This window comes from Ruegeria sp. AU67 (genome assembly GCF_900312795.1).
GTDB classification, from domain to species: Bacteria; Pseudomonadota; Alphaproteobacteria; order Rhodobacterales; family Rhodobacteraceae; genus Ruegeria; species Ruegeria atlantica.
This window is the reverse complement of the sequence record NZ_OMPH01000002.1, coordinates 24,560-45,162: the sequence shown is the minus strand read 5'-3', so window position 1 is coordinate 45,162 and position 20,603 is coordinate 24,560. Positions and strand designations below refer to the sequence as shown.

Genomic DNA, 20,603 nt, shown 5'->3' with positions numbered 1-20,603 from the left:
CACGTTGAGATCAGGGAGTTGAACTAATGGAATCTTTTGCTGAGTATTCACATGCAATCGCATCCCTCGTGGTCTTTACGTTGATCATTCTGGCGCTTGCGCCGTTTTCCGCGCTGGCCAAACAGGGCAAGGGATTGGCCCCCGGGGCAACGCCGGAACAGGACTATTCCGACAAGGCGTATCGCCTGAACCGGGCTTATCTGAACGGGACCGAGACGCTGCCGGCCTATGTCGCTGTCACGGTCGCGGCCATGTTGCTTGGGGTTAGCCCGTTCTGGGTGAACCTTTTGGCATCGGTCGCTCTGATTGCGCGCATCGTCATGTTGGTTATTCACATGCGTGGTATTGGACAACCGCACAGCGGCGTTCGGTCAGTATCCTACGTTGTCGGATGGGCCTGCATGGTTGTGATGGGCTTCATGGCATTGGTGGCGGCGTTCTAATGGAAAAGAAAGGTACTTATTCGTTGACTGGAACAGGCTTCAGGGTGGGACGCGTGGCACTAGTTGCCGCCTTGGGTGCTGCGGTGTTTGTCTCGGCTTGCGGCACGTCTTCCAGTGATCGAATTCTCTTTGATGGCAAGGCCTTCCGGGCCAAAGCAAAGGCCGTTGATAAGAGAAACGCTCCGACGGATTTTACGGTTGTGGTGAACGGCGCATCCGCGTCTTTAGATGGCGCACGCGAAGCAGGGCGGTATGAAGGCACCAAATTCTGCATCGATTCCTTTGGGACTTCTAAAATCAACTGGAAAGTCGGACCCGACACCGAACCGCAGAATTTGCGCATCACCGACAATAAATTGACCTTTGCAGGAACCTGCCAGCGACCATGAACCGGTTTTTCGCATATCAGGGCGTGACGCAAGACGTGTTATTGAATAGCGCGCCAGCCCCGGATCGTTTTGGCCTGTCCAAGACGAAAGGATTTGTGATGTCTGGCATCAAACTGCTTACTGTGTTGTCTGTTCTGGCTATTCCGACTGCGGTCGCGGCAAAGCCGCCCTTGCGCGAAGTCAAAGAGATTGACGACGAACTCTATTACATCGCTATCGCAAACGAAATTTCGGATTACTGCCCGTCGATCAGCGGGCGCAGGCTGAAGGCGATTGGCGTGATGTGGGGGCTCAAGTCCAAAGCGAACAGTCTGGGGTATTCGGACGGCGAAATCCGCGCTTACGTGGAATCGGATGCCGAAAAGGACCGGATGCGTGCCAAAGGCGAGACGTATCTGGCCGCGAACGGTGTGTCTTATGACAATCCCAAATCTTTCTGCACGCTGGGGCAGTCAGAGATTGAAAGAAACAGCGCCATTGGCGTGTATTTGAGGGCGAACTAGACCATGTCTGACCTCCGCAAAGTGAATATCGACGGGCAGGAAATCGAAGTCGATGGTGCGATGACGCTGATCCAGGCCTGCGAGCAGGCCGGGGTCGAGGTGCCGCGCTTTTGCTATCACGAGCGTCTGTCGATTGCCGGGAATTGCCGGATGTGTCTGGTCGAAGTTGTCGGCGGCCCACTCAAACCTGCGGCGTCGTGTGCAATGCAGGTGCGCGATCTGCGCCCGGGGCCGGAAGGTCAGCCGCCAGAGGTCAAGACGAACTCGCCCATGGTCAAGAAAGCGCGCGAAGGGGTGATGGAGTTCCTGCTTATCAACCACCCGCTGGACTGCCCGATCTGTGATCAGGGTGGCGAGTGTGACCTGCAGGATCAGGCGATGGCGTATGGTGTGTCGGGCTCACGCTTCAAGGAAGCCAAGCGCGCCGTGGACGATCTGGATCTGGGGCCGCTGGTCGGAACCGCGATGACCCGCTGCATCAGCTGCACCCGTTGCGTGCGCTTTACGACCGAGGTCGCCGGGATCACACAGATGGGTCAGACCGGGCGTGGCGAAGATGCCGAGATTACGTCCTATCTGAACGAGACGCTGAATTCGAACTTGCAGGGCAATATCATCGACCTGTGCCCGGTTGGGGCGCTGACTTCCAAGCCTTACGCCTTTACCGCCCGCCCGTGGGAGTTGACCAAGACTGAATCCATAGACGTCATGGATGCGCTGGGGTCCAATATCCGTGTGGACACCAAGGGGCGTGAGGTTATGCGCTTTCTGCCGCGCAACCATGACGGTGTGAACGAAGAATGGATCAGCGACAAGACCCGGTTCGTCTGGGATGGCCTGCGTCGTCAGCGTCTGGACAAACCTTACGTGCGCGAAAACGGCAAGTTACGTCCGGCCTCGTGGCCGGAGGCGCTGACCAAAGCTGCCGAAGCGCTGAAAGGGGCGGAAAAACCTGCGGGTATCGTTGGTGATCTCGCTCCAGTTGAGGCCGCGTTCGCGCTGAAGCAATTGATCGAAGGGCAGGGCGGTGTTGTTGAATGCCGAACCGATGGGGCCAAGCTGCCTGCGGGAAATCGCGGTGCCTATGCCGGGACGGCCGCGATTGAGGATATCGACACAGCCGAGCGTATTCTGCTGATCGGAACGAACCCGCGCGACGAAGCTCCGGTTTTGAACGCGCGTATCCGAAAGGCCTGGGCACATGGGACTGAGGTGGCCTTGGTTGGGCCAGCGGCCGATCTGACCTACGCGTATCACCATATGGGCGACGACCGCGCGGCGTTGCAAAAGGTTGTCGATATGGGCGGCGATGTTGAGATCAAGGGCAAAGCCTCGCTGGTCATCGTCGGGCAGGGCGCGCTGCTTGAAGCCGACGGCGCAGCTGTGCTGGCCGCCGCGCAAACGATTGCAGCCAATACCGAAAGTGGATTGCTGATCCTGCACAGCGCTGCGTCTCGCGTGGGGGCGATGGATGTGGATGCCACCAACGAAGGCGGAATGGATGCGGTTAGTGCGGCTGACGTGATCTACAACCTCGGCGCAGATGAGGTTGAAATCGGCGAAGGGGCCTTTGTGATCTATCAGGGCAGCCATGGTGATCGTGGCGCGCACCGTGCCGATGTGATCCTTCCTGGTGCCGCGTATACCGAGGAAAACGGGTTGTTCGTGAACACAGAAGGCCGCCCGCAACTGGCGATGCGAGCCGGGTTCGCCCCGGGTGAGGCGAAAGAGAATTGGGCCATCTTGCGGGCTTTGTCGGCACAGCTGGGCGCTACGTTGCCTTTCGACTCGCTGGCGCAACTGCGCACAGCGTTGATCGAAGCTGTCCCGCATCTGGCCCAAATCGACCACGTGATCGAGAATGAGGTCCAGCCGTTGGATGCCGGCCCTCTGGGTCAGGCAACGTTCCGCAATGTGATCAGGGATTTTTATCTGACCAACCCGATTGCACGGGCGTCGCAGTTGATGGCCGAGCTTTCTGCTCAGGCGCAGTCTCGGAATACCGGGAAGATTGCGGCAGAATGAACCAGACCCGTTTCATATCGCTTTCAGAAGCCAACATCGCTTGCGGTGCGGGCACCAGGGAACTGCGCATGAAACGCAATGAAAAAGGTAGCGCTATGGCTGTGGATGCTGTTTACACCTATGCGCCGACCCAACCGCAAGATGCGCAGGCACTTGGCCTGATCATCACCCGCGAAAAATTGAATACCCACGGTGTGAGGACCAATGGCTGATTTCTTTAACACCCCAGGCGGAATAGCCATCATCATTCTGGCGCAAGTGCTTGCAGTTGTTGCCTTCGTGATGATTTCGCTGTTGTTCCTTGTTTACGGCGACCGCAAGATCTGGGCCGCCGTCCAAATGCGCCGCGGCCCCAACGTGGTTGGCGTCTATGGACTGCTGCAATCGGTGGCTGACGCCCTGAAGTACGTGGTAAAAGAGGTGGTCATACCCGCCGGGGCCGACCGCACAGTGTTCATCCTCGCTCCGCTGACCTCATTCGTATTGGCGATGATCGCCTGGGCCGTGATCCCGTTCAATGATGGCTGGGTGTTGTCGGATATCAATGTCGCAATCCTGTATGTCTTTGCCGTGTCCTCACTGGAAGTTTATGGCGTGATTATGGGCGGTTGGGCCTCGAACTCAAAGTACCCTTTCCTTGGATCATTGCGCTCTGCGGCTCAGATGATTTCCTATGAAGTCTCCATTGGCCTGATTATTATTGGGGTTATCATCTCAACCGGTTCCATGAACTTCGGCCACATTGTCGAGGCGCAAGATGGCCGGTTCGGGTTCTTCAGCTGGTACTGGCTGCCGCATTTCCCGATGGTCTTTCTGTTCTTCATCTCGGCGCTAGCGGAAACCAACCGTCCACCGTTTGACCTGCCCGAGGCGGAATCGGAATTGGTTGCGGGTTATCAGGTTGAATACTCGGCCACGCCTTTCCTGTTGTTCATGGCCGGCGAGTATATCGCCATCTTCCTGATGTGCGCCCTGACCACGCTATTGTTTTTCGGCGGCTGGCTGTCACCGATCCCCGGCTTACCGGACGGCGTGCTGTGGATGGTCGCCAAGATGGCGTTCTTCTTCTTCCTCTTCGCGATGGTCAAGGCTATCACGCCCCGCTACCGCTATGACCAGCTGATGCGGTTGGGCTGGAAAGTCTTCCTGCCCTTCTCGCTGGCCTGGGTGGTCTTTGTGGCCTTCGCGGCAAAATTCGACTGGTTCTGGGGCGCGTTTGCCCGTTGGAGCGTAGGAGGCTGATCATGACCCAAATCGACTACACTCGCGCCGCCAAATACTTTCTGCTGCAGGATTTCTTGGTCGGCATGAAGCTGGGTTTGAAGTACTTCTTCGCCCCAAAGGCCACCATCAATTACCCGCACGAAAAAGGCCCTCTCTCCCCACGCTTTCGTGGTGAGCATGCCCTGAGACGTTACCCGAACGGTGAGGAACGCTGCATCGCTTGCAAGCTGTGTGAAGCGATTTGCCCGGCGCAGGCCATCACCATCGACGCCGAACCGCGCGAAGACAGCAGCCGCCGTACCACGCGGTATGACATCGATATGACCAAGTGCATCTATTGCGGTTTTTGCCAAGAAGCCTGCCCGGTGGACGCCATCGTAGAGGGGCCGAACTTCGAATTCGCCACGGAAACCCGCGAAGAGCTGTTCTATGACAAGGAAAAGCTGCTCGACAACGGCGAACGCTGGGAAGCCGAGATCGCCCGCAATCTGGAAATGGACGCGCCGTACCGATGACTGACACGCCTCAAAATCCGTTCGACCTGATGATGAAACAGGCGCAGGACATGGCCAAGGCGATGAACCCGGCGATGGAGAATTTCTCGCCCAAAGGGTTCGAGGCGCTGTGGCCGACCATGCCCAAAGAGGTCATGGAGATGATGTTCGGCAACACCGTCAACAAGGACGGGCTGGACGCCAAGACGCGGCTGCTGCTGACGCTTGCCGGGCTGACCTGCCAGGGGGCGCAGGCGGACGCGGCCGTGCGTCAGACCGTGCGCCACGCGCTGGAAGCGGGCGCTAGGAAACAAGAGATCGTGGAAGCGATCGGTCAGATGTCGGTCTTTGCCGGCATCCCGGCCATGACCCGCGCGCTGGAACTGGCGCAAGAGGTTCTGGGCGATAACGAGGATACGGATCAATGACCGTCTTTGCCTTCTACCTGTTTGCCATGAGTGCCATCACCGGTGGGCTGTTCACAGTGATCAGCCGCCAGCCAGTGCACTCGGTGCTTTGGCTGATCCTGTCGTTCCTGTCAGCGGCGGGGCTGTTCGTGCTGCTGGGGGCCGAGTTCGTGGCGATGCTGCTGATCATCGTCTATGTCGGCGCGGTGGCAGTGCTGTTCCTCTTCGTGGTGATGATGCTGGACGTGGACTTTGCCGAGCTCAAGGCCGAGATGGCGCGTTATATGCCGCTGGCCCTGCTGATCGGTCTGATCATCCTGATGCAGTTCGTCATGGCCTTTGGCGCATGGGACAGCGCGCAAGGCGTTGAGGCCAATCTAGCCCAGCCGGTCCCAACAGACCGCCACAATACCGAGGCGTTGGGCGTCATTCTTTACGATCAATACTTCCTTCTGTTCCAACTGGCGGGCCTAATTCTGCTGGTGGCCATGATCGGTGCCATCGTGCTGACGCTACGCCACCGCAAGGACATCAAGCGTCAGGACATCGTCGGCCAGATGATGCGCGACCCGGCCAAGGCGATGGAGCTGAAGGACGTGAAACCGGGTCAGGGGCTTTAAGACGATGATCGGACTTGAACACTATCTTACGGTCGCAGCGACGCTGTTCGTCATCGGCATCTTCGGTCTCTTCCTGAACCGCAAGAACGTCATCATCCTGCTGATGAGCATCGAACTGATGCTGCTGGCGGTGAATATCAACCTTGTGGCGTTCTCAAGCTTCCTCGGCGATCTGGTCGGGCAGGTGTTTACGCTGTTCGTGCTGACCGTGGCGGCGGCCGAGGCGGCGATCGGGCTGGCCATTCTGGTCTGCTTCTTCCGCAACCGTGGCACCATCGCGGTTGAAGACGTCAATATGATGAAGGGGTAAGAGAACATGGAAACCACCATCCTCTTTGCCCCGTTGGTGGGCGCGCTGATCTGCGGGTTCGGCTGGAAGTTCATTGGCGAGAAAGCCGCCATGTGGACCGCCACTGGCCTGCTGTTCCTGGCCTGTCTGCTGTCCTGGATCGTGTTCTTCTCGTTCGACGGTGTGACCCAGCAGATCGAGATCATGCGCTGGATCGAAAGCGGTTCGCTGTCGACAAGCTGGGCCGTTCGACTGGATCGTCTGACCGCGATCATGCTGATCGTGGTGACGACGGTTTCGGCGCTCGTGCACCTCTATTCCTTCGGCTACATGGATCACGATCCGCAATGGCGCGAGGGCGAGAGCTATAAGCCGCGTTTCTTTGCCTATCTGTCGTTCTTCACCTTCGCCATGCTGATGCTGGTGACAGCGGACAATCTGGTTCAGATGTTCTTTGGTTGGGAAGGTGTGGGTGTAGCCTCGTACCTGCTGATCGGGTTCTATTATCGCAAGCCCACGGCCAATGCGGCAGCGATGAAAGCGTTCATCGTAAACCGGATTGGCGACTTTGGCTTTGCTCTGGGCATCTTCGCGCTGTTCTTCCTGACGGACAGCATCAATTTCTCGGACATTTTTGCCTCGGCCCCTGCGCTGGCCGAAGAAAAGCTACACTTCCTGTGGGGTGAGTGGACCGCAATTGAGGTGATATGCGTTCTGCTGTTCATTGGCGCGATGGGTAAATCAGCGCAGTTGATCCTGCACACCTGGTTGCCGGACGCGATGGAAGGCCCGACGCCTGTGTCGGCGCTGATCCACGCTGCAACCATGGTGACGGCGGGTGTGTTCCTGATCTGCCGGATGTCGCCATTGATGGAATTTGCGCCTGGTGCCACCGGGTTCATCACCTTCCTTGGGGCCTCGACCGCGTTTTTTGCTGCAACCGTTGGTCTGGTTCAGACCGACATCAAGCGCGTCATTGCCTATTCGACTTGCTCTCAGTTGGGCTACATGTTCGTGGCCGCGGGTGTAGGTATGTATTCGGCAGCGATGTTCCACTTGCTGACCCATGCTTTCTTCAAGGCGCTGTTGTTCCTTGGCGCAGGTTCGGTGATCCACGCGATGCATCACGAGCAGGAGATGACCGAATACGGCGGCCTGCGGAAGAAAATCCCCTATACATTCTGGGCGATGATGATCGGAACCCTGGCGATTACAGGCGTCGGGATCCCGCTGACCCAAATCGGATTCGCCGGGTTCCTGTCCAAGGATGCCATCATCGAAAGCGCCTTTGCCGGCGGCACCGGATATGCCTTCTGGATGCTGGTGATCGCGGCGGCGTTCACGTCATTCTACAGCTGGCGTTTGATTTTCCTGACCTTTTATGGCGAAGAACGTGGCGACAAGCATACGCATGAGCACGCGCATGAAAGTCCGATGACCATGCTGGTGCCGCTGGGTGTTCTGTCCTTGGGCGCGGTGTTTGCCGGGATGATCTGGTATGGCAACTTCTTTGGTCACACAGACAAGGTCGGCAAGTTCTACGGTATACCGGTGGCTGAGGCGTCCGAGCATGCAGAGGCCAGTGATCACGGTACAGCCGATACGACCCATGGAGACGATACGCATGCGGTTGAGGCGCACGCGGATGAAAGCCATGGTGATGACGCCGGACACGAAGAAAAAGCGGCGCACGGCGACGACCACCATTACATCTTCGCGGGTGAGCCGGGCGAGGGCGCGATTTACATCGCGCCGGACAATCATGTTCTGGACGATGCGCATGCCGCCCCCAAGTGGGTCAAGGTTTCGCCTTTTGTCGCCATGGCTTTGGGCTTTATCATGGCCTTCTGGTTCTACATCGTGAACACATCGCTGCCGACGCGTTTGGCGCAGAACCAGCGCCCCCTGTACCTGTTCCTGCTGAACAAGTGGTACTTTGACGAGATCTATGACGCGGTTTTCGTCAAACCCACCATCGCGCTCGGCCGGTTCCTGTGGAAACGGGGTGACGGCAACACTATTGACGGTTTCCTCAACGGGGTGGCCATGGGTGTTGTACCCTTCTTTACCCGCCTCGCTGGTAAGGCGCAGACGGGCTACATCTTTACTTACGCCTTCTGGATGGTTCTGGGTATCGCTGCCCTTGTCACCTGGATATCGATCGGCGGAGGCGCACACTAATGGATAATATCCTCTCCATCGTCACCTTCATCCCCGCTGTGGCAGCAGGCATTCTGGCCCTGTTCCTGCATGGCGAGGACGTGGCGGCGCAGCGCAATGCCAAATGGGTTGCACTTGTGGCAACCACGGTGACGTTCCTAGTCTCGATCGGCATTTACACGGGTTTTGATCCGTCCAACACCGGCTTCCAGATGGTGGAAGAAGGCGAATGGCTGCTGGGTCTGAAATACAAGATGGGCGTGGATGGTATCAGCGTTCTGTTTGTCTTGTTGACCACCTTCATCATGCCCCTGACCATTCTGGCCAGCTGGCACGTCACGGACCGCGTCAAGGAATACATGATCGCCTTCCTGCTTCTGGAGACGCTGATGCTGGGCGTGTTCATGGCGCTGGATCTGGTCCTGTTCTATCTGTTTTTTGAGGCAGGTCTGATCCCGATGTTCCTGATCATCGGCATCTGGGGCGGCAAAGAACGCATCTACGCCAGCTTCAAGTTCTTCCTCTATACCTTCCTTGGATCGGTGCTGATGCTGGTGGCGATGGTCGCGATGTATGCGGATGCGGGCACTACCGATATCGAAGCACTGATGAGCCATCACTTCTCGTCCGAAGGGTTCAGCGTGCTTGGCATCTATGTTGTCGGCGGCATGCAGACGCTGATGTTCCTGGCATTTTTCGCATCGTTTGCAGTGAAGATGCCGATGTGGCCGGTACACACTTGGCTGCCGGACGCCCACGTTCAGGCACCGACCGCTGGATCGGTCGTTCTGGCGGCGATCCTGTTGAAGATGGGCGGCTACGGCTTCTTGCGGTTCAGCTTGCCGATGTTCCCGGTGGGTTCGGCAGTGATGACTGATCTGGTGTTGTGGATGTCAGCGATTGCCGTTGTCTACACCTCGCTGGTGGCGCTGGTGCAGGAAGATATGAAAAAGCTTATCGCGTACTCTTCGGTCGCGCATATGGGCTTTGTAACCATGGGCATCTTTGCTGCGAACCAGCAGGGCATTGACGGCGCGATCTTCCAGATGCTTAGCCACGGGTTCATCTCGGCTGCGCTCTTCCTGTGTGTTGGCGTGATCTATGACCGGATGCATACTCGCGACATCGAGGCTTACGGTGGTTTGGTCATTCGCATGCCAGCCTATGCGCTGGTCTTCATGTTGTTCACCATGGCCAATGTAGGTCTGCCGGGCACCAGTGGATTCATCGGAGAATTCCTGACACTGATGGGAACCTTCCAGGTCAACACATGGGTGACAGCTGTTGCGGCTTCTGGTGTGATCTTCTCGGCAGCTTATGCGCTATGGCTGTATCGCCGAGTGGTCTTTGGCGATTTGATCAAGGAAAGCCTCAAGGCGATGACGGATATGAGCTCGCGCGAGCGGCTGATCTTTGCGCCGCTGATCGTGATGACCATCTTGCTGGGCGTCTACCCGTCGCTTGTGACCGATGTAATCGGCAACTCGACCGCCGCGCTGATTTCGAACTATGACATGGCTCTGGCCGCGGCTGAGGCCGCGACCCAGTCAGCCGCATCGCATTAAGGGGGCTTTGGAGACATGATCCAGGCTGATCTGACGATAATCCTGCCAGAGATTGTTCTGGCCGTATATGCGATGGCGGCGCTGTTGGCGGCTGTCTACACGACGAAAGACGGGCTGGCACCTTTGCTGGTCTGGACAACCGCTGGGTTGATGGCGCTGCTGGCGATTTGGATCGCGACCAACGGCGATGGTACCAATGTCGCGTTCAATGGCATGTTTGTCGATGACAGGTTCGCAAGGTTCTCGAAGGTGGCGATCCTGCTATCAGCGGCTGCCATTCTGGTGATGAGCCAGGAATATATGGCGCGTCGGGATCTGCTGCGATTCGAATTCCCTCTATTGGTTGCGCTGGCCGCTGTCGGCATGATGATGATGGTCAGTGCTGGCGATCTGATGTCGCTGTACATGGGGCTGGAGCTGCAGTCACTGTCGCTGTACGTCGTGGCCGCGCTGCGCCGGGATAGTGCCAAATCGACCGAGGCCGGTTTGAAGTACTTCGTGCTTGGTGCGCTCAGCTCGGGCCTGCTGCTGTACGGTGCCTCGCTGGTTTATGGGTTCACAGGCACCACACTGTTCTCGGGTATCATCCAGACGGTTCAGGATGGTGAGATTTCGGTTGGCCTTCTGTTTGGTCTGGTGTTCCTGATCTCGGGTCTGGCGTTCAAAGTGTCCGCTGTGCCGTTCCACATGTGGACACCGGATGTGTACGAAGGCTCGCCCACGCCTATCACCGCTTTCTTTGCCACAGCGCCGAAAGTGGCGGCCATGGCCCTGTTCGCACGCGTAATGCACGACGCTTTTGGTGGTGTGATCAAGGACTGGCAACAGGTGATCGTCTTGCTCTCGGTCCTGTCGATGCTGTTGGGTGCGGTCGCGGCGATTGGCCAGCGTGACATCAAGCGGCTGATGGCGTTTTCGTCGATTGCCCATATGGGCTATGCGCTGATCGGACTGGCTGCGGGAACCGAGTTGGGCATCAAGGCTATGCTGATGTATCTGGCCATCTATGTGACGATGAATATCGGCACTTTCGCTTTCATCCTGATGATGGAGAGAGACGGCAAACCGGTCACGGACATCGACGCCCTACGCCAATATTCCAAACGCGAACCGGGCAAGGCGCTGGCGGTGCTGATCCTGATGTTCAGCCTGGCGGGCGTCCCACCAATGCTGGGCTTTTTCGCCAAATTCGGTGTCTGGCAGGCCGGCGTAAGCGCGGGCCTGACCGGGCTGGTGATCGCCTCAGCCATCGCCTCGGTCATCGGCGCGTTTTATTATCTGCGGATCGTGTTCTACATGTATTTCGGAGCTGAAAACGACGACCCGATCGAAACGCATTCTTCGCCAGTTCTGTGGGTTGCTTTGATGGGCTCTGCCGCGTTGATGCTAGTGGGCGTGTTCTATCAGTTCGGTATTGAAGGCGCGGCGGCAGCTGCGGCGGCTACTCTTGTCAATTGATCAGCGTAACACATCAAACTTGGGGGCTCGGTCAGCGGACCGGGCCTTTTTGATATGACAGACTGGCCACAGGGATACGGCTTGCACGTGCTGAAAGAGGTCGACAGCACATTGAACGAGGCCGCCCGCATGGCCCCGACCACGACCGGTCCGGTGTGGATCATGGCGCATCACCAAACGGCGGCGCGTGGGCGGCGGGGTCGGGCGTGGGCCAATCCCAAGGGAAATCTGGCCGCGACCCTTTTGATGCGGCCACAGGGAAATCCGGAACAGGCCGCACTGCGTAGCTTTGTGGCTGCGCTGGCGCTGTTTGACGCCTGCGTTGCAGTGACCGGACGGGCGACGGGCTTGTCGCTCAAATGGCCCAACGATGTATTGCTGAACGGTGGCAAACTGGCGGGTATCCTGTTGGAAAGTACAGGGCAGGGGCGCGGCGTCTCGCACTTGTCCATCGGCATCGGCGTGAACCTGTCAGAGGCACCCGGAGCAGATCAAGTAGAACCCGGCGCCGTCCGACCGGTTTCCCTATTGTCGGAAGCCGGAGCCAACGTAACGCCCGAGGATTTCCTGACCGAACTGGCTGTCGCCTATGCCAGATACGAGAACCAATTCGTGACTTACGGGTTCGAACCGATCCGGACCGCGTGGTTGGCCCGGGCTGCCAAGTTGGGTGAGGTCATCACCGCCCGTACCGCAGCGTCGGAAACGGTTGGAACCTTTGAAACGGTGGACGCAGGGGGCAACCTTGTCCTAAACACCGCCAAAGGCCGCGTCAGTATTCCGGCGGCGGATGTGTTTTTCTGAAGGAGGCTCAGATGCTTCTGGCTATTGATTGCGGCAATACGAACACTGTGTTCTCGATCTGGGACGGTGAAAGGTTTCTTTGCACCTTGCGCACATCGACCCACCACGCGCGCACGGCGGATGCGTATTTCACGTGGTATTCGACGCTGGTGAAACACTATGGGATCGAGGCTGAAATCACTGATGTGATCATCGCCTCGACCGTGCCTCGGGTTGTGTTCAACCTGCGGGTCTTTGCGGATCGGTTCTTTGGATGTCGGCCACTTGTCGTGGGCAAGCCCGATTGTCTGTTGCCGATGAATCCGCGTGTTGACGAGGGGACAGTGCCCGGCCCGGATCGTCTGGCCAACGCGGTGGCTGCGTTTGACCGGCATGGCGGCAACGTGGTTGTTGTAGATTTTGGCACGGCGACGAACTTTGATGTGGTTGCGGCGGATGGGGCCTATGTCGGCGGGATCATTGCGCCGGGCGTAAACCTCAGCCTCGAGGCGTTGCACCAGGGCGCGGCTGCCCTGCCGCATATCGATATCACCCGCCCTGAAAATGTGATTGGCACGAATACGGTTGGCTGTATCCAATCCGGCGTGTATTGGGGCTATTCCGGATTGATCGAGGGGCTGATTTCCCGGATCAAGGCGGAATATGGAATGCCGATGAAAGTCGTTGGAACCGGTGGGCTCGCGCCGCTGTTCGATCAGGCGGACGTGGGGTTTGACGCAATCGAAGATGATCTGACGATGCACGGACTTACCGTGATACATCGCTATAACAAGGACAATGGCTCGACATGAGCAGCGAAAGATTGATCTACCTGCCGCTGGGCGGTGCCGGCGAAATTGGCATGAACGCCTATGTCTACGGCTATGGCAAACCCGGTCAGGAACGGCTGATCCTTGTGGATCTGGGCGTGACATTTCCGGACATGGACACCACCCCGGGCGTTGACCTGATCCATGCCGACATCTCGTGGCTGCGCGAACGTGCCGACCGGCTGGAGGCCGTGTTCGTTACCCACGCACACGAGGACCACGTGGGTGCCGTAGCGCATTGTTATGAGGCGCTGGGTGCGCCTGTCTATGCACGGGCCTTCACCGCCAACATCGCGCGCCGCAAGATGGAGGAACACGGACACCCCGAGGATGCCGTACATACTGCATCGGCCTGGCCCGAACAGATTTCCGTTGGTCCGTTCAAGGTGGGTTTCCTGCCGGTCTCGCATTCGATCCCCGAAAGCGCTGCCCTGGTGATCGACACGCCCGAGGGGCGGATCGTACATACCGGCGACTTCAAGCTGGATGAAAATCCGATCGTGGGTGAACCTTTTGACCCCAATCTCTGGGCTGAGGTTGCCAAGTCTGGCGTCAAAGCGCTGGTGTGTGACAGTACGAACGTGTTTTCCCCCCATGCGGGTCGTTCGGAATCCGAGGTCGGCCCCGAGATCACCAGGCTGGTTGAGGAAGCCAGCGGCATGGTTGTTGCCACCACATTTGCGTCGAATGTCGCACGTGTGAAAACACTGGCCGAGGCGGGTGAACGGGCGGGGCGCTCGGTCGTTCTGCTGGGTCGCGCGATGCGCCGGATGATCGAAGCCGCGACCGAAACGGGCATTCTGACCAGCTTTCCACGCGTCGTCAGCGCCGAAGAGGCTGTGGACATGCCGCGCCAGAACCTGATGCTGATTGTCACCGGCAGCCAGGGAGAACGCCGCGCGGCCAGCGCACAACTTGCGCGGGGCAAATACCGCGGTTTGGAACTGAAAGAGGGCGATCTGTTTCTCTTTTCGTCCAAAACCATCCCAGGCAACGAGCGTGGCGTGATTTTCATCATGAACCAGCTCAGTGAAAAGGGCGTGGATGTGGTCGATGACAGTGCGGGCCTGTACCATGTGTCTGGTCACGCCAACCGTCCGGATCTTGAGAAAGTACACGGGCTGGTCGATCCGCAGATGATTATTCCGATGCACGGTGAACATCGTCACCTGCGCGAGCATGCCAAACTGGCCGAAGCTGGTGGGCGTACCGGTATTCTGGCCGTAAACGGAACTATGCTGGATCTGACAGGGAATGCGCCGCGGGTTGTCGACTATGTTGAAACCGGACGGACCTATCTGGACGGCACGGTCAAAGTTGGCGCCCTGGATGGGGTGGTGCGTGACCGGATTCGTATGGCGTTGAACGGGCACGTCACAGTCACGGTCATTCTGGACGAAGAGGACGAACCATTGGGCGAGCCGTGGTGCGATACGATGGGTCTGTCCGAGATTGGATCGTCCCGCGCCGCATTGGTTGAAGTTCTGGAAGAAGACCTGAATCAGTTCCTGATGCGGGCCGATGCCAAAACCCTGCGCGACGATGACAAACTGGAAGAGGCAATACGCCGGATCGTTCGCCAAACAGCAAAGACCGAGATTGGTAAAAAGCCCGAAGTCACCACGGTAATCAGCCGCATGAAATAACGTGTCTGAGGGCCACCGGCCCTCAGTCTGCTTCTGGCATGGGATAACCGCGAAGTTTGAGGAAAAGGCTTTCCTCCTCACTGTTCAGAAAGAACGGAACAGTTTCAGGTGGCGTTGGGTCTGTCACCCGAGCAGCGATTTCGGCCAGCACGACTTCTGTAATGAACGGCAGGTCGAATTCGCGCGCCCGGTCCAGCGGCACCCATTGCAGATGTGACAGCTCGTCCGAGGCGTGGCTGAAATCATCCAGATCGCCCTGTATTGCGGCGGCGTCTACCAGGAAAAAGCGTGCATCGAACCGGCGGGGTCGCCCAGGCGGGGTGACGGCACGAAAAACGAACTGAAGTGCTTGTGCCGATGGGCGGTATCCCATCTGCGCAAAAGTCGCCCAATCTTCGGTCCGCGGGTCTGCCCAATCACCTGGTTGGCCCAAAATCAGTCCGGTTTCTTCCCAAAGCTCTCGGATCGCCGCCGCCGCCAAGGCATTCTGCAGCCCGGCTTGTGACCGCTCCGCAAGGCGATCACAGCACACAGCGGGCAGATCAGTTGACAGTGCAACATCCGCATCAGACGCATCAACAGCGCCGCCTGGGAAGACAAACTTGTTGGGCATGAACGCGGCTTTTGCACCGCGTTGCCCCATCAGGATGGATGGATTGGTCAGACGATCCCGCAAAACGATGACTGTCGCCGCGTCGCGTATGGCTGTTTTGTCCACCGTCATCCGTTGCTCAACTTGCGGTCCAAGATCACGCGGACTGGCCAAAGCCGTGCATGCGACGAGCCCATTGATAGGCGACAACTGCCCCTTTCAATCGTGGCAGCAGGAATAGTGACAGGGCAGTACAGCCAATTGCCAAAACCAGGAACATCGTCAGGGGCTCAGGGCGCCAATGGACATAAGATAAGTGCAGCGCCGGTGCCAGCAGGTGACCCACCAGAAGAATAGTCAGATAGGCCGGCCCGTCATCGGCGCGATGGTGAAACAGCTCTTGCCCGCAATTCGAACATTCGTTGTTAACCTTGAGGTAGCTGTGCAGCAGTTTGCCCTCGCCGCAATTTGGGCAACGGCAACGGAACCCTTTGACCAGTGCTGGCTTTGTCGGGCGGTCTTCTACATCGTGGGTTTCGATCGTCTGATCTGTCATGTTGATACTCGCGCGTTCCAATGATGAGGATATAACGCTTGTTTGCAGCTTCGGGAAAGGGGGTGCGTCGCTTTGCATCGCTAAGACGTTTCTAAAAAAGTTTCACTTCCTGCGACGGAATGGGATGCCTGCCCCGTTTGAACCTATGTAAGCAGCGGCAATGGCGCCGCGAAAACAAGGGAAAAACGTTATGAAAAGCGCCAAATTCATTCCGGCAATCATTGTGTCAGCACTGGCAATCACTGGCACATCCGTTTTCGCCGCAGGCGGTAAAGATCGCGAACCTGTGACCTTTCAACAGCTCGATGCGAACGGTGACGGGCAAGTGACCAAGGAAGAAATGCAGGCTCATCGGAATCAGCGTTTCACCAATGCCGACACCGATGGCGACGGCCAGCTGAGCGTCGAAGAGATGCAGGCAGCAGGTCAAAAGAAGGCCAACGACCGTGTTACTAAGATGTTTGAACGCAACGATGCCAACAAGGACGGTTTTCTGAGCGAGGACGAGTTGCCCAAGCCGCGCCGTGCTGACAAGATGTTTGACCGGATCGACGCGAACGAGGACGGCGCTATCTCGGAAGAGGAATTTGCCGATGCAAAAGACAGAATGGGAAAGCGCCACAAGAAACATGGGAAAGCGGACTCTGACGACAGCTGATGCGGGATGGAGGACCTGACCTCTGCTCCACAATACGTCCGCGGCTTGGATTACGCCGCGGACGAACTGGGCGACGATGTGTTGCTCAGGCAGTTTGCCGATGGCGATGCCGCGGCGGCGCGCGTTCTCAGCGATCGGCTTGCGCCGCGCAGCTTATCAGTGGCCCTTCGGTTTCTGGGCAACCGCGCCGAGGCTGAAGATGTGACACAGGATGCGATGATGCGCCTGTGGCAGATGGCACCCGACTGGGTACCCGGTCAGGCCAAAGTATCGACGTGGCTTTATCGCGTGACGCTAAATCTGTGTGTTGATCTGCGCCGCAAAAAGACGCCGGACCGGCTGGCGGATGTGCCAGAGCCGGCAGATGAAAAGGCCAGTGCAGCCGACCGTCTACAGGACGCAGCCCGAAAGGATGCACTGCAAATGGCACTATCACAACTGCCCGAACGTCAGCGGCAAGCTGTTGTTTTGCGGCATATTGAGGAATTGCCCAACCCTGAAATCGCTGGGATCATGGGTATTTCGGTGGAAGCGGTGGAAAGCCTTACGGCACGAGGAAAACGGTCGTTATCGGCGATTCTGGCCGGGCGACGAGATGAACTGGGGTACGACGATGACTGACGACAAAGACAATCTGGATCTGTTGTTCGCCCAAGCCCGGCAGGATCGGCATGAGTTGCCGGATGATCTGGCTGTGCGCATTCTCACCGACGCGGAATCTGTTCGGCTGGGTCGCCTGAAGCCAGATGAGCCAAAGACAAACTCTCTTTGGGCGCGCCTTCTGGCCGGGTTTGGCGGCTGGCAGGGAATGGGCGGTTTGGTTGCAGCCAGTATGGCGGGTGTCTGGATCGGCTTTTCAGCACCGGCGTTTCTGCCTGATCCCGCGAATTACATCTACGCGCAGGATGTTAGTTTCGTGGTCGCTGACCTAAGTCTGGATACGAGTTTTCTGGAGGACGCCGAATGAGCGATAGCCCCAAACCCAAAAACCGCTGGATGTCGGTTCTGCTGGTCATCTCGCTGGCCTTGAACCTGTTGATCGTCGGCGTTGCCCTGGGGACCGCGCTGCGGGTCAAAGGGGGGGATCATGCAAAATCTCCGCCAGGTTTTGGTTCGGCGCTGTATCGTGCGCTGCCAAAGGAAGAACGTAAAGCCATGCGGGGCGAGCTGTTCGACCGACACAAAAAGGGTGCACACAACCGATCCCAGGATTTTGCCCAACTCAGCACTGCTTTGCGGGCAAACCCCTTTGACGCTGCGGCGGTTCAAGCCCTGCTGGACCAACAAGCGCAGTCCATGGCGGACCTGCAGAATGCCCTGCAACAAGAGTGGTTGACTCGGGTTGAAGCCATGAGCGATGAAGAGCGTCTGGTCTATGCCGACCGGCTGGAGGAGGTCGTTAAACGAGGCCCGCGTGGCCACAAGAAAAAGGACTGAGGGCTTCAGGCAGCGCTCTGCCTGATCCTTACTTGATTGCGACCAGCCTTCTTGGCTGCATAAAGTGCAGTATCGGCGGATTTCAGCAACCGCTCCACCGGGTCACCAAGGGGCAGAGGCGGGTTCGGTGCAGTCAGGCCGATGCTGATGGTGACAGGCACGGCGGCCGAGGTATCGGGCAGCGAAAACGGTGCCTTGCTGATACAGTCACGCAGTGTCTTTGCTAGATCCATCGCCCCCGCCTGAGAGATGTCGGGCAGGCCGATAATAAACTCCTCCCCTCCGATGCGCGCTACAAAACCCGCCGCGCCAACCGTGCGTTTCATTCGCCTTGCGGCCTCGGTCAAAACCAGGTCGCCACTGACATGCCCAAAACGGTCGTTGATGGTTTTGAAATGATCCAGGTCTGCCAGCATGACAACAAAACCGTGACCGGTATGCGATGGTTGTCGTGCCATCTGATTCATAGCTTGCATAGCATAGCGACGGTTGTGCAACCCAGTCAGAGGGTCGACCCATGACTCGGCCAGCCCGCGCTTTAATGAGGCGCGCATTTGGTCCATTCGGGCCTTTCGCGTGATCTGGTTATCCAGATGTAGTTGAACCTCTTCGAGGTAGAACCCCCCCATACACACGGCGTCAGCGCCACGATCCAGCGCCTCACTCGCCATTGTCGCATTTTCATCGGCCAAGACGGGGATCAATACGGTATGCCGAGTTGCCCCCCGTGACTTCAGGTCCGCCAACGTATTCAGGCCCGCGGCCGTCGTATCTATTTCGATTAGGATCGCGTCTGGCACTGGCCCTGACAGCAAGGCACGCATGTTCGAAGCTGCATGTGTGCTTAGGCTGTGATGCGATCTCTCGGACAACGCGGTTTTCCACAACGTCCCGATCCGTGCGCTCTGGGTCAATATGGCCACATGGGCCGATTTCGGCGGCGTAATCAGCACGGTTGCGGGTTCTGCAAATCCGACTGGATGTGATCCGTCGCCCAATTGAAGCTCTTGCGTATCTGCGCGCGCGCGCAGCAGGCTGCGAACTCGCGCCAGAAGCAGGGTGTCCTTGAACGGGGCTGCCAACACGTCGTCCAACCCATCCGACAGTGCCTGCAATCTTGCCGCCTTGTCGTTCTGCGGCGCGATTGCAACGACCGGTACATCGGCCAGTTCTGCGTTGGCCATCACCAGTCTTTTGACGTCCGCAGCTGAGCCATCAGGCAGCGATTGCGCCACCAGCACCAGATCGGGGCGTGTGCGACTTAGCAGCCCGGCCAGCCCCTGCAGATTTTCAGCCTGAACCACGTGATACCACGCCGCCGTCAGCTGAACTTTTAGCATAATGCGATTGGTCGAAGTCCCGTCGAGGACAAGGATGGTTCCCTGCACGGACATATCTGTCACCGTTGATTGCATGCGTTGCCAAAGTGTTTATGAGTCTGGTTAACAAACCCTTTCCAAATGCATATTCGAGGCCTCTTTATGCCGATCACCGCCCAATCCGCCGAAACGCTTGCCCTGAACGTCCTCGGCTGGCTGGTCGGGAATGACGAATTGCTGCCGATCTTTTTGGGCTCGACGGGTGCATCCACCGAGGATCTGCGGGTTCGCGCATCAGAGCCGGAGTTCCTGAATTCGGTTCTTGAATTCTTGATGCTTGACGATTCGTGGGTGATCGCCTTTTGTGACGCCAATTCCGTGCCCTATGACCTGCCGGGTCAGGCGCGGGCTGTTTTGTCCGGTGGCGACGTTCACTGGACCTGATTTAATCCACTGACAGGAGCATGTAATGCCCATCGATGCGATCTTGTTCGACAAGGACGGAACACTGTTTGACTTTGCGGACACATGGGGTGGTTTCGGGCGCAGCGTGTTGGAAAAGCTGTCAGATGGCGACCAAAAGCGGGCTGCCGAACTGGGCCAGGCCATAGGGTTTGATCCGGTTTCGGAAGAATATGCTGACGACAGCATCGTGATTGCGGGGACCGTTGAAGAGATCGCCGAAGCCCTTGCACCCTATTTCCCGGATATGCCCAGCGATGAGCTGATCGACATTCTGAACACGGAATCGGCTACGGCGACACAGGCGCCGGCTGTTCCTCTGGTTCCCTTCCTCGATGCTTTGCGGCAGCTGGGTCTAAAACTGGGTGTAGCCACGAATGACGGGGAGATGCCTGCGTTGCAACATCTCGCCTCAGTCGGGATTCGCGACCACTTCGATTTTGTTGCTGGCTACGACAGCGGCCATGGGTTCAAACCCGGGCCCGGGCAATTGATTGCCTTTGCAACCCATGTTGGTGTCGACCCGTCGCGCGTGGCGATGGTAGGGGACAGCCTGCATGACCTGCAGGCCGGGCGAGCTGCCGGAATGACCACAATCGGTGTGCTGACGGGGTTGGCGCCGGCCGAAGCGCTCGCGCCGATGGCAGATGTCGTGCTGCCGGACATCGGTCACATTCCCGCCTGGTTGGCAGAAATCTGATCTAGCTTCGGCTGAATTCGACTGTCCAAGTAATAAAACCGAC

Annotated in this window: 25 protein-coding genes; 22 read left to right on the top strand and 3 right to left on the bottom strand. The window is 57.9% G+C overall.

What is annotated here, in order from left to right; translation table 11 throughout:
* Window positions 1-26 precede the first annotated feature (26 nt).
* From DK510_RS00440 to DK510_RS00365, 16 genes are read left to right on the top strand one after another with little or no spacing between them, the layout of a single operon-like run.
* A complete protein-coding gene (locus DK510_RS00440) occupies window positions 27-443 on the top strand; it encodes an MAPEG family protein (protein WP_109310434.1) in 417 nt (138 codons plus the stop codon).
* Window positions 443-832: a hypothetical protein gene (locus DK510_RS00435; protein ID WP_234998830.1), complete on the top strand. Its 390-nt coding sequence runs from the start codon at window positions 443-445 to the stop codon at window positions 830-832. The genes DK510_RS00440 and DK510_RS00435 overlap by 1 nt, the downstream gene beginning before the upstream one ends.
* Window positions 829-1,335: a DUF5333 domain-containing protein gene (locus tag DK510_RS00430; RefSeq protein WP_160116412.1), complete on the top strand. Its 507-nt coding sequence runs from the start codon at window positions 829-831 to the stop codon at window positions 1,333-1,335. Before DK510_RS00435 ends, DK510_RS00430 begins: the two co-directional genes overlap by 4 nt.
* 3 nt (window positions 1,336-1,338) lie before the next feature.
* The gene (gene nuoG / locus DK510_RS00425) at window positions 1,339-3,360 is read left to right on the top strand and encodes an NADH-quinone oxidoreductase subunit NuoG (RefSeq protein WP_109310433.1); all 2,022 of its coding nucleotides are present in this window, start codon (window positions 1,339-1,341) and stop codon (window positions 3,358-3,360) included.
* Complete coding sequence (locus tag DK510_RS00420; protein ID WP_108861577.1) at window positions 3,357-3,572, top strand: hypothetical protein; 216 nt, start codon at window positions 3,357-3,359, stop codon at window positions 3,570-3,572. The genes nuoG and DK510_RS00420 overlap by 4 nt, the downstream gene beginning before the upstream one ends.
* Complete coding sequence (gene nuoH, locus DK510_RS00415) at window positions 3,565-4,602, top strand: NADH-quinone oxidoreductase subunit NuoH (RefSeq protein WP_058274400.1); 1,038 nt, start codon at window positions 3,565-3,567, stop codon at window positions 4,600-4,602. The genes DK510_RS00420 and nuoH overlap by 8 nt, the downstream gene beginning before the upstream one ends.
* Window positions 4,603-4,604: 2 nt before the next feature.
* Window positions 4,605-5,099: an NADH-quinone oxidoreductase subunit NuoI gene (gene nuoI / locus DK510_RS00410; protein WP_109310432.1), complete on the top strand. Its 495-nt coding sequence runs from the start codon at window positions 4,605-4,607 to the stop codon at window positions 5,097-5,099.
* Window positions 5,096-5,506, top strand: a complete 411-nt coding sequence (locus DK510_RS00405; RefSeq protein WP_058274403.1) for a carboxymuconolactone decarboxylase family protein — start codon at window positions 5,096-5,098, stop codon at window positions 5,504-5,506. Before nuoI ends, DK510_RS00405 begins: the two co-directional genes overlap by 4 nt.
* On the top strand, window positions 5,503-6,105 hold the full coding sequence (locus tag DK510_RS00400) for an NADH-quinone oxidoreductase subunit J (protein ID WP_109310431.1): 603 nt from the start codon (window positions 5,503-5,505) through the stop codon (window positions 6,103-6,105). Before DK510_RS00405 ends, DK510_RS00400 begins: the two co-directional genes overlap by 4 nt.
* Window positions 6,106-6,109: 4 nt before the next feature.
* Window positions 6,110-6,415 carry an NADH-quinone oxidoreductase subunit NuoK gene (gene nuoK, locus DK510_RS00395; RefSeq protein ID WP_005984024.1) on the top strand — a complete coding sequence of 102 codons (306 nt, stop codon included), beginning with the start codon at window positions 6,110-6,112 and terminating at the stop codon, window positions 6,413-6,415.
* Window positions 6,416-6,421: 6 nt separating this feature from the next.
* The gene (nuoL, locus tag DK510_RS00390; RefSeq protein ID WP_109310430.1) at window positions 6,422-8,575 is read left to right on the top strand and encodes an NADH-quinone oxidoreductase subunit L; all 2,154 of its coding nucleotides are present in this window, start codon (window positions 6,422-6,424) and stop codon (window positions 8,573-8,575) included.
* Window positions 8,575-10,119 (top strand): NADH-quinone oxidoreductase subunit M, encoded by a 1,545-nt coding sequence (locus DK510_RS00385; protein WP_109310429.1) that lies wholly within the window; start codon window positions 8,575-8,577, stop codon window positions 10,117-10,119. Before nuoL ends, DK510_RS00385 begins: the two co-directional genes overlap by 1 nt.
* 15 nt (window positions 10,120-10,134) lie before the next feature.
* Window positions 10,135-11,577, top strand: coding sequence for an NADH-quinone oxidoreductase subunit NuoN (gene nuoN / locus DK510_RS00380; RefSeq protein WP_109310428.1), 1,443 nt, complete (start codon window positions 10,135-10,137; stop codon window positions 11,575-11,577).
* 54 nt (window positions 11,578-11,631) lie between these two features.
* Window positions 11,632-12,381 (top strand): biotin--[acetyl-CoA-carboxylase] ligase, encoded by a 750-nt coding sequence (locus tag DK510_RS00375; RefSeq protein WP_109310427.1) that lies wholly within the window; start codon window positions 11,632-11,634, stop codon window positions 12,379-12,381.
* Between the two features lie 11 nt (window positions 12,382-12,392).
* Window positions 12,393-13,172 (top strand): type III pantothenate kinase, encoded by a 780-nt coding sequence (locus DK510_RS00370; RefSeq protein ID WP_058274409.1) that lies wholly within the window; start codon window positions 12,393-12,395, stop codon window positions 13,170-13,172.
* Window positions 13,169-14,836 (top strand): ribonuclease J, encoded by a 1,668-nt coding sequence (locus tag DK510_RS00365; protein ID WP_058274410.1) that lies wholly within the window; start codon window positions 13,169-13,171, stop codon window positions 14,834-14,836. The genes DK510_RS00370 and DK510_RS00365 overlap by 4 nt, the downstream gene beginning before the upstream one ends.
* A gap of 22 nt (window positions 14,837-14,858) precedes the next feature.
* On the opposite strand, the gene DK510_RS00360 is transcribed toward DK510_RS00365, so the two are convergent.
* Together DK510_RS00360 and DK510_RS00355 are read right to left on the bottom strand one after the other, a co-directional pair.
* Window positions 14,859-15,560: an NUDIX hydrolase gene (locus DK510_RS00360; protein ID WP_109310426.1), complete on the bottom strand. Its 702-nt coding sequence runs from the start codon at window positions 15,558-15,560 to the stop codon at window positions 14,859-14,861.
* Between the two features lie 25 nt (window positions 15,561-15,585).
* Complete coding sequence (locus tag DK510_RS00355) at window positions 15,586-15,984, bottom strand: DUF983 domain-containing protein (RefSeq protein WP_058279642.1); 399 nt, start codon at window positions 15,982-15,984, stop codon at window positions 15,586-15,588.
* Window positions 15,985-16,174: 190 nt separating this feature from the next.
* Between DK510_RS00355 and DK510_RS00350 the strand changes: the two genes are divergently transcribed.
* Genes DK510_RS00350 through DK510_RS00335 form a run of 4 tightly spaced genes read left to right on the top strand, consistent with a single transcriptional unit; the run spans window position 16,175 to window position 18,079 of the window.
* Window positions 16,175-16,642 carry an EF-hand domain-containing protein gene (locus DK510_RS00350; RefSeq protein ID WP_058279674.1) on the top strand — a complete coding sequence of 156 codons (468 nt, stop codon included), beginning with the start codon at window positions 16,175-16,177 and terminating at the stop codon, window positions 16,640-16,642.
* Between the two features lie 6 nt (window positions 16,643-16,648).
* Complete coding sequence (locus tag DK510_RS00345; protein WP_109310425.1) at window positions 16,649-17,263, top strand: RNA polymerase sigma factor; 615 nt, start codon at window positions 16,649-16,651, stop codon at window positions 17,261-17,263.
* Complete coding sequence (locus DK510_RS00340; protein WP_109310457.1) at window positions 17,256-17,609, top strand: hypothetical protein; 354 nt, start codon at window positions 17,256-17,258, stop codon at window positions 17,607-17,609. The genes DK510_RS00345 and DK510_RS00340 overlap by 8 nt, the downstream gene beginning before the upstream one ends.
* A complete protein-coding gene (locus DK510_RS00335) occupies window positions 17,606-18,079 on the top strand; it encodes a periplasmic heavy metal sensor (RefSeq protein WP_109310424.1) in 474 nt (157 codons plus the stop codon). The genes DK510_RS00340 and DK510_RS00335 overlap by 4 nt, the downstream gene beginning before the upstream one ends.
* Window positions 18,080-18,084: 5 nt before the next feature.
* On the opposite strand, the gene DK510_RS00330 is transcribed toward DK510_RS00335, so the two are convergent.
* Window positions 18,085-19,473, bottom strand: coding sequence for a diguanylate cyclase (locus DK510_RS00330; protein WP_109310456.1), 1,389 nt, complete (start codon window positions 19,471-19,473; stop codon window positions 18,085-18,087).
* A gap of 87 nt (window positions 19,474-19,560) precedes the next feature.
* Between DK510_RS00330 and DK510_RS00325 the strand changes: the two genes are divergently transcribed.
* Both DK510_RS00325 and DK510_RS00320 read left to right on the top strand, forming a co-directional pair.
* Window positions 19,561-19,842, top strand: coding sequence for a DUF3572 domain-containing protein (locus DK510_RS00325; RefSeq protein ID WP_109310423.1), 282 nt, complete (start codon window positions 19,561-19,563; stop codon window positions 19,840-19,842).
* 25 nt (window positions 19,843-19,867) lie between these two features.
* The gene (locus tag DK510_RS00320; protein WP_109310422.1) at window positions 19,868-20,560 is read left to right on the top strand and encodes an HAD family hydrolase; all 693 of its coding nucleotides are present in this window, start codon (window positions 19,868-19,870) and stop codon (window positions 20,558-20,560) included.
* Window positions 20,561-20,603: the final 43 nt, after the last annotated feature.

Bases quoted from the DNA above. Each gene is read 5' to 3' on its own strand.
- DK510_RS00440 (WP_109310434.1), top strand. From the start codon at position 27: ATGGAATCTTTTGCTGAGTATTCACATGCAATCGCATCCCTCGTGGTC.
- DK510_RS00435 (WP_234998830.1), top strand. From the start codon at position 443: ATGGAAAAGAAAGGTACTTATTCGTTGACTGGAACAGGCTTCAGGGTG.
- DK510_RS00430 (WP_160116412.1), top strand. From the start codon at position 829: ATGAACCGGTTTTTCGCATATCAGGGCGTGACGCAAGACGTGTTATTG.
- nuoG (WP_109310433.1), top strand. From the start codon at position 1,339: ATGTCTGACCTCCGCAAAGTGAATATCGACGGGCAGGAAATCGAAGTC.
- DK510_RS00420 (WP_108861577.1), top strand. From the start codon at position 3,357: ATGAACCAGACCCGTTTCATATCGCTTTCAGAAGCCAACATCGCTTGC.
- nuoH (WP_058274400.1), top strand. From the start codon at position 3,565: ATGGCTGATTTCTTTAACACCCCAGGCGGAATAGCCATCATCATTCTG.
- nuoI (WP_109310432.1), top strand. From the start codon at position 4,605: ATGACCCAAATCGACTACACTCGCGCCGCCAAATACTTTCTGCTGCAG.
- DK510_RS00405 (WP_058274403.1), top strand. From the start codon at position 5,096: ATGACTGACACGCCTCAAAATCCGTTCGACCTGATGATGAAACAGGCG.
- DK510_RS00400 (WP_109310431.1), top strand. From the start codon at position 5,503: ATGACCGTCTTTGCCTTCTACCTGTTTGCCATGAGTGCCATCACCGGT.
- nuoK (WP_005984024.1), top strand. From the start codon at position 6,110: ATGATCGGACTTGAACACTATCTTACGGTCGCAGCGACGCTGTTCGTC.
- nuoL (WP_109310430.1), top strand. From the start codon at position 6,422: ATGGAAACCACCATCCTCTTTGCCCCGTTGGTGGGCGCGCTGATCTGC.
- DK510_RS00385 (WP_109310429.1), top strand. From the start codon at position 8,575: ATGGATAATATCCTCTCCATCGTCACCTTCATCCCCGCTGTGGCAGCA.
- nuoN (WP_109310428.1), top strand. From the start codon at position 10,135: ATGATCCAGGCTGATCTGACGATAATCCTGCCAGAGATTGTTCTGGCC.
- DK510_RS00375 (WP_109310427.1), top strand. From the start codon at position 11,632: ATGACAGACTGGCCACAGGGATACGGCTTGCACGTGCTGAAAGAGGTC.
- DK510_RS00370 (WP_058274409.1), top strand. From the start codon at position 12,393: ATGCTTCTGGCTATTGATTGCGGCAATACGAACACTGTGTTCTCGATC.
- DK510_RS00365 (WP_058274410.1), top strand. From the start codon at position 13,169: ATGAGCAGCGAAAGATTGATCTACCTGCCGCTGGGCGGTGCCGGCGAA.
- DK510_RS00360 (WP_109310426.1), bottom strand. From the start codon at position 15,560: ATGACGGTGGACAAAACAGCCATACGCGACGCGGCGACAGTCATCGTT.
- DK510_RS00355 (WP_058279642.1), bottom strand. From the start codon at position 15,984: ATGACAGATCAGACGATCGAAACCCACGATGTAGAAGACCGCCCGACA.
- DK510_RS00350 (WP_058279674.1), top strand. From the start codon at position 16,175: ATGAAAAGCGCCAAATTCATTCCGGCAATCATTGTGTCAGCACTGGCA.
- DK510_RS00345 (WP_109310425.1), top strand. From the start codon at position 16,649: ATGGAGGACCTGACCTCTGCTCCACAATACGTCCGCGGCTTGGATTAC.
- DK510_RS00340 (WP_109310457.1), top strand. From the start codon at position 17,256: ATGACTGACGACAAAGACAATCTGGATCTGTTGTTCGCCCAAGCCCGG.
- DK510_RS00335 (WP_109310424.1), top strand. From the start codon at position 17,606: ATGAGCGATAGCCCCAAACCCAAAAACCGCTGGATGTCGGTTCTGCTG.
- DK510_RS00330 (WP_109310456.1), bottom strand. From the start codon at position 19,473: ATGTCCGTGCAGGGAACCATCCTTGTCCTCGACGGGACTTCGACCAAT.
- DK510_RS00325 (WP_109310423.1), top strand. From the start codon at position 19,561: ATGCCGATCACCGCCCAATCCGCCGAAACGCTTGCCCTGAACGTCCTC.
- DK510_RS00320 (WP_109310422.1), top strand. From the start codon at position 19,868: ATGCCCATCGATGCGATCTTGTTCGACAAGGACGGAACACTGTTTGAC.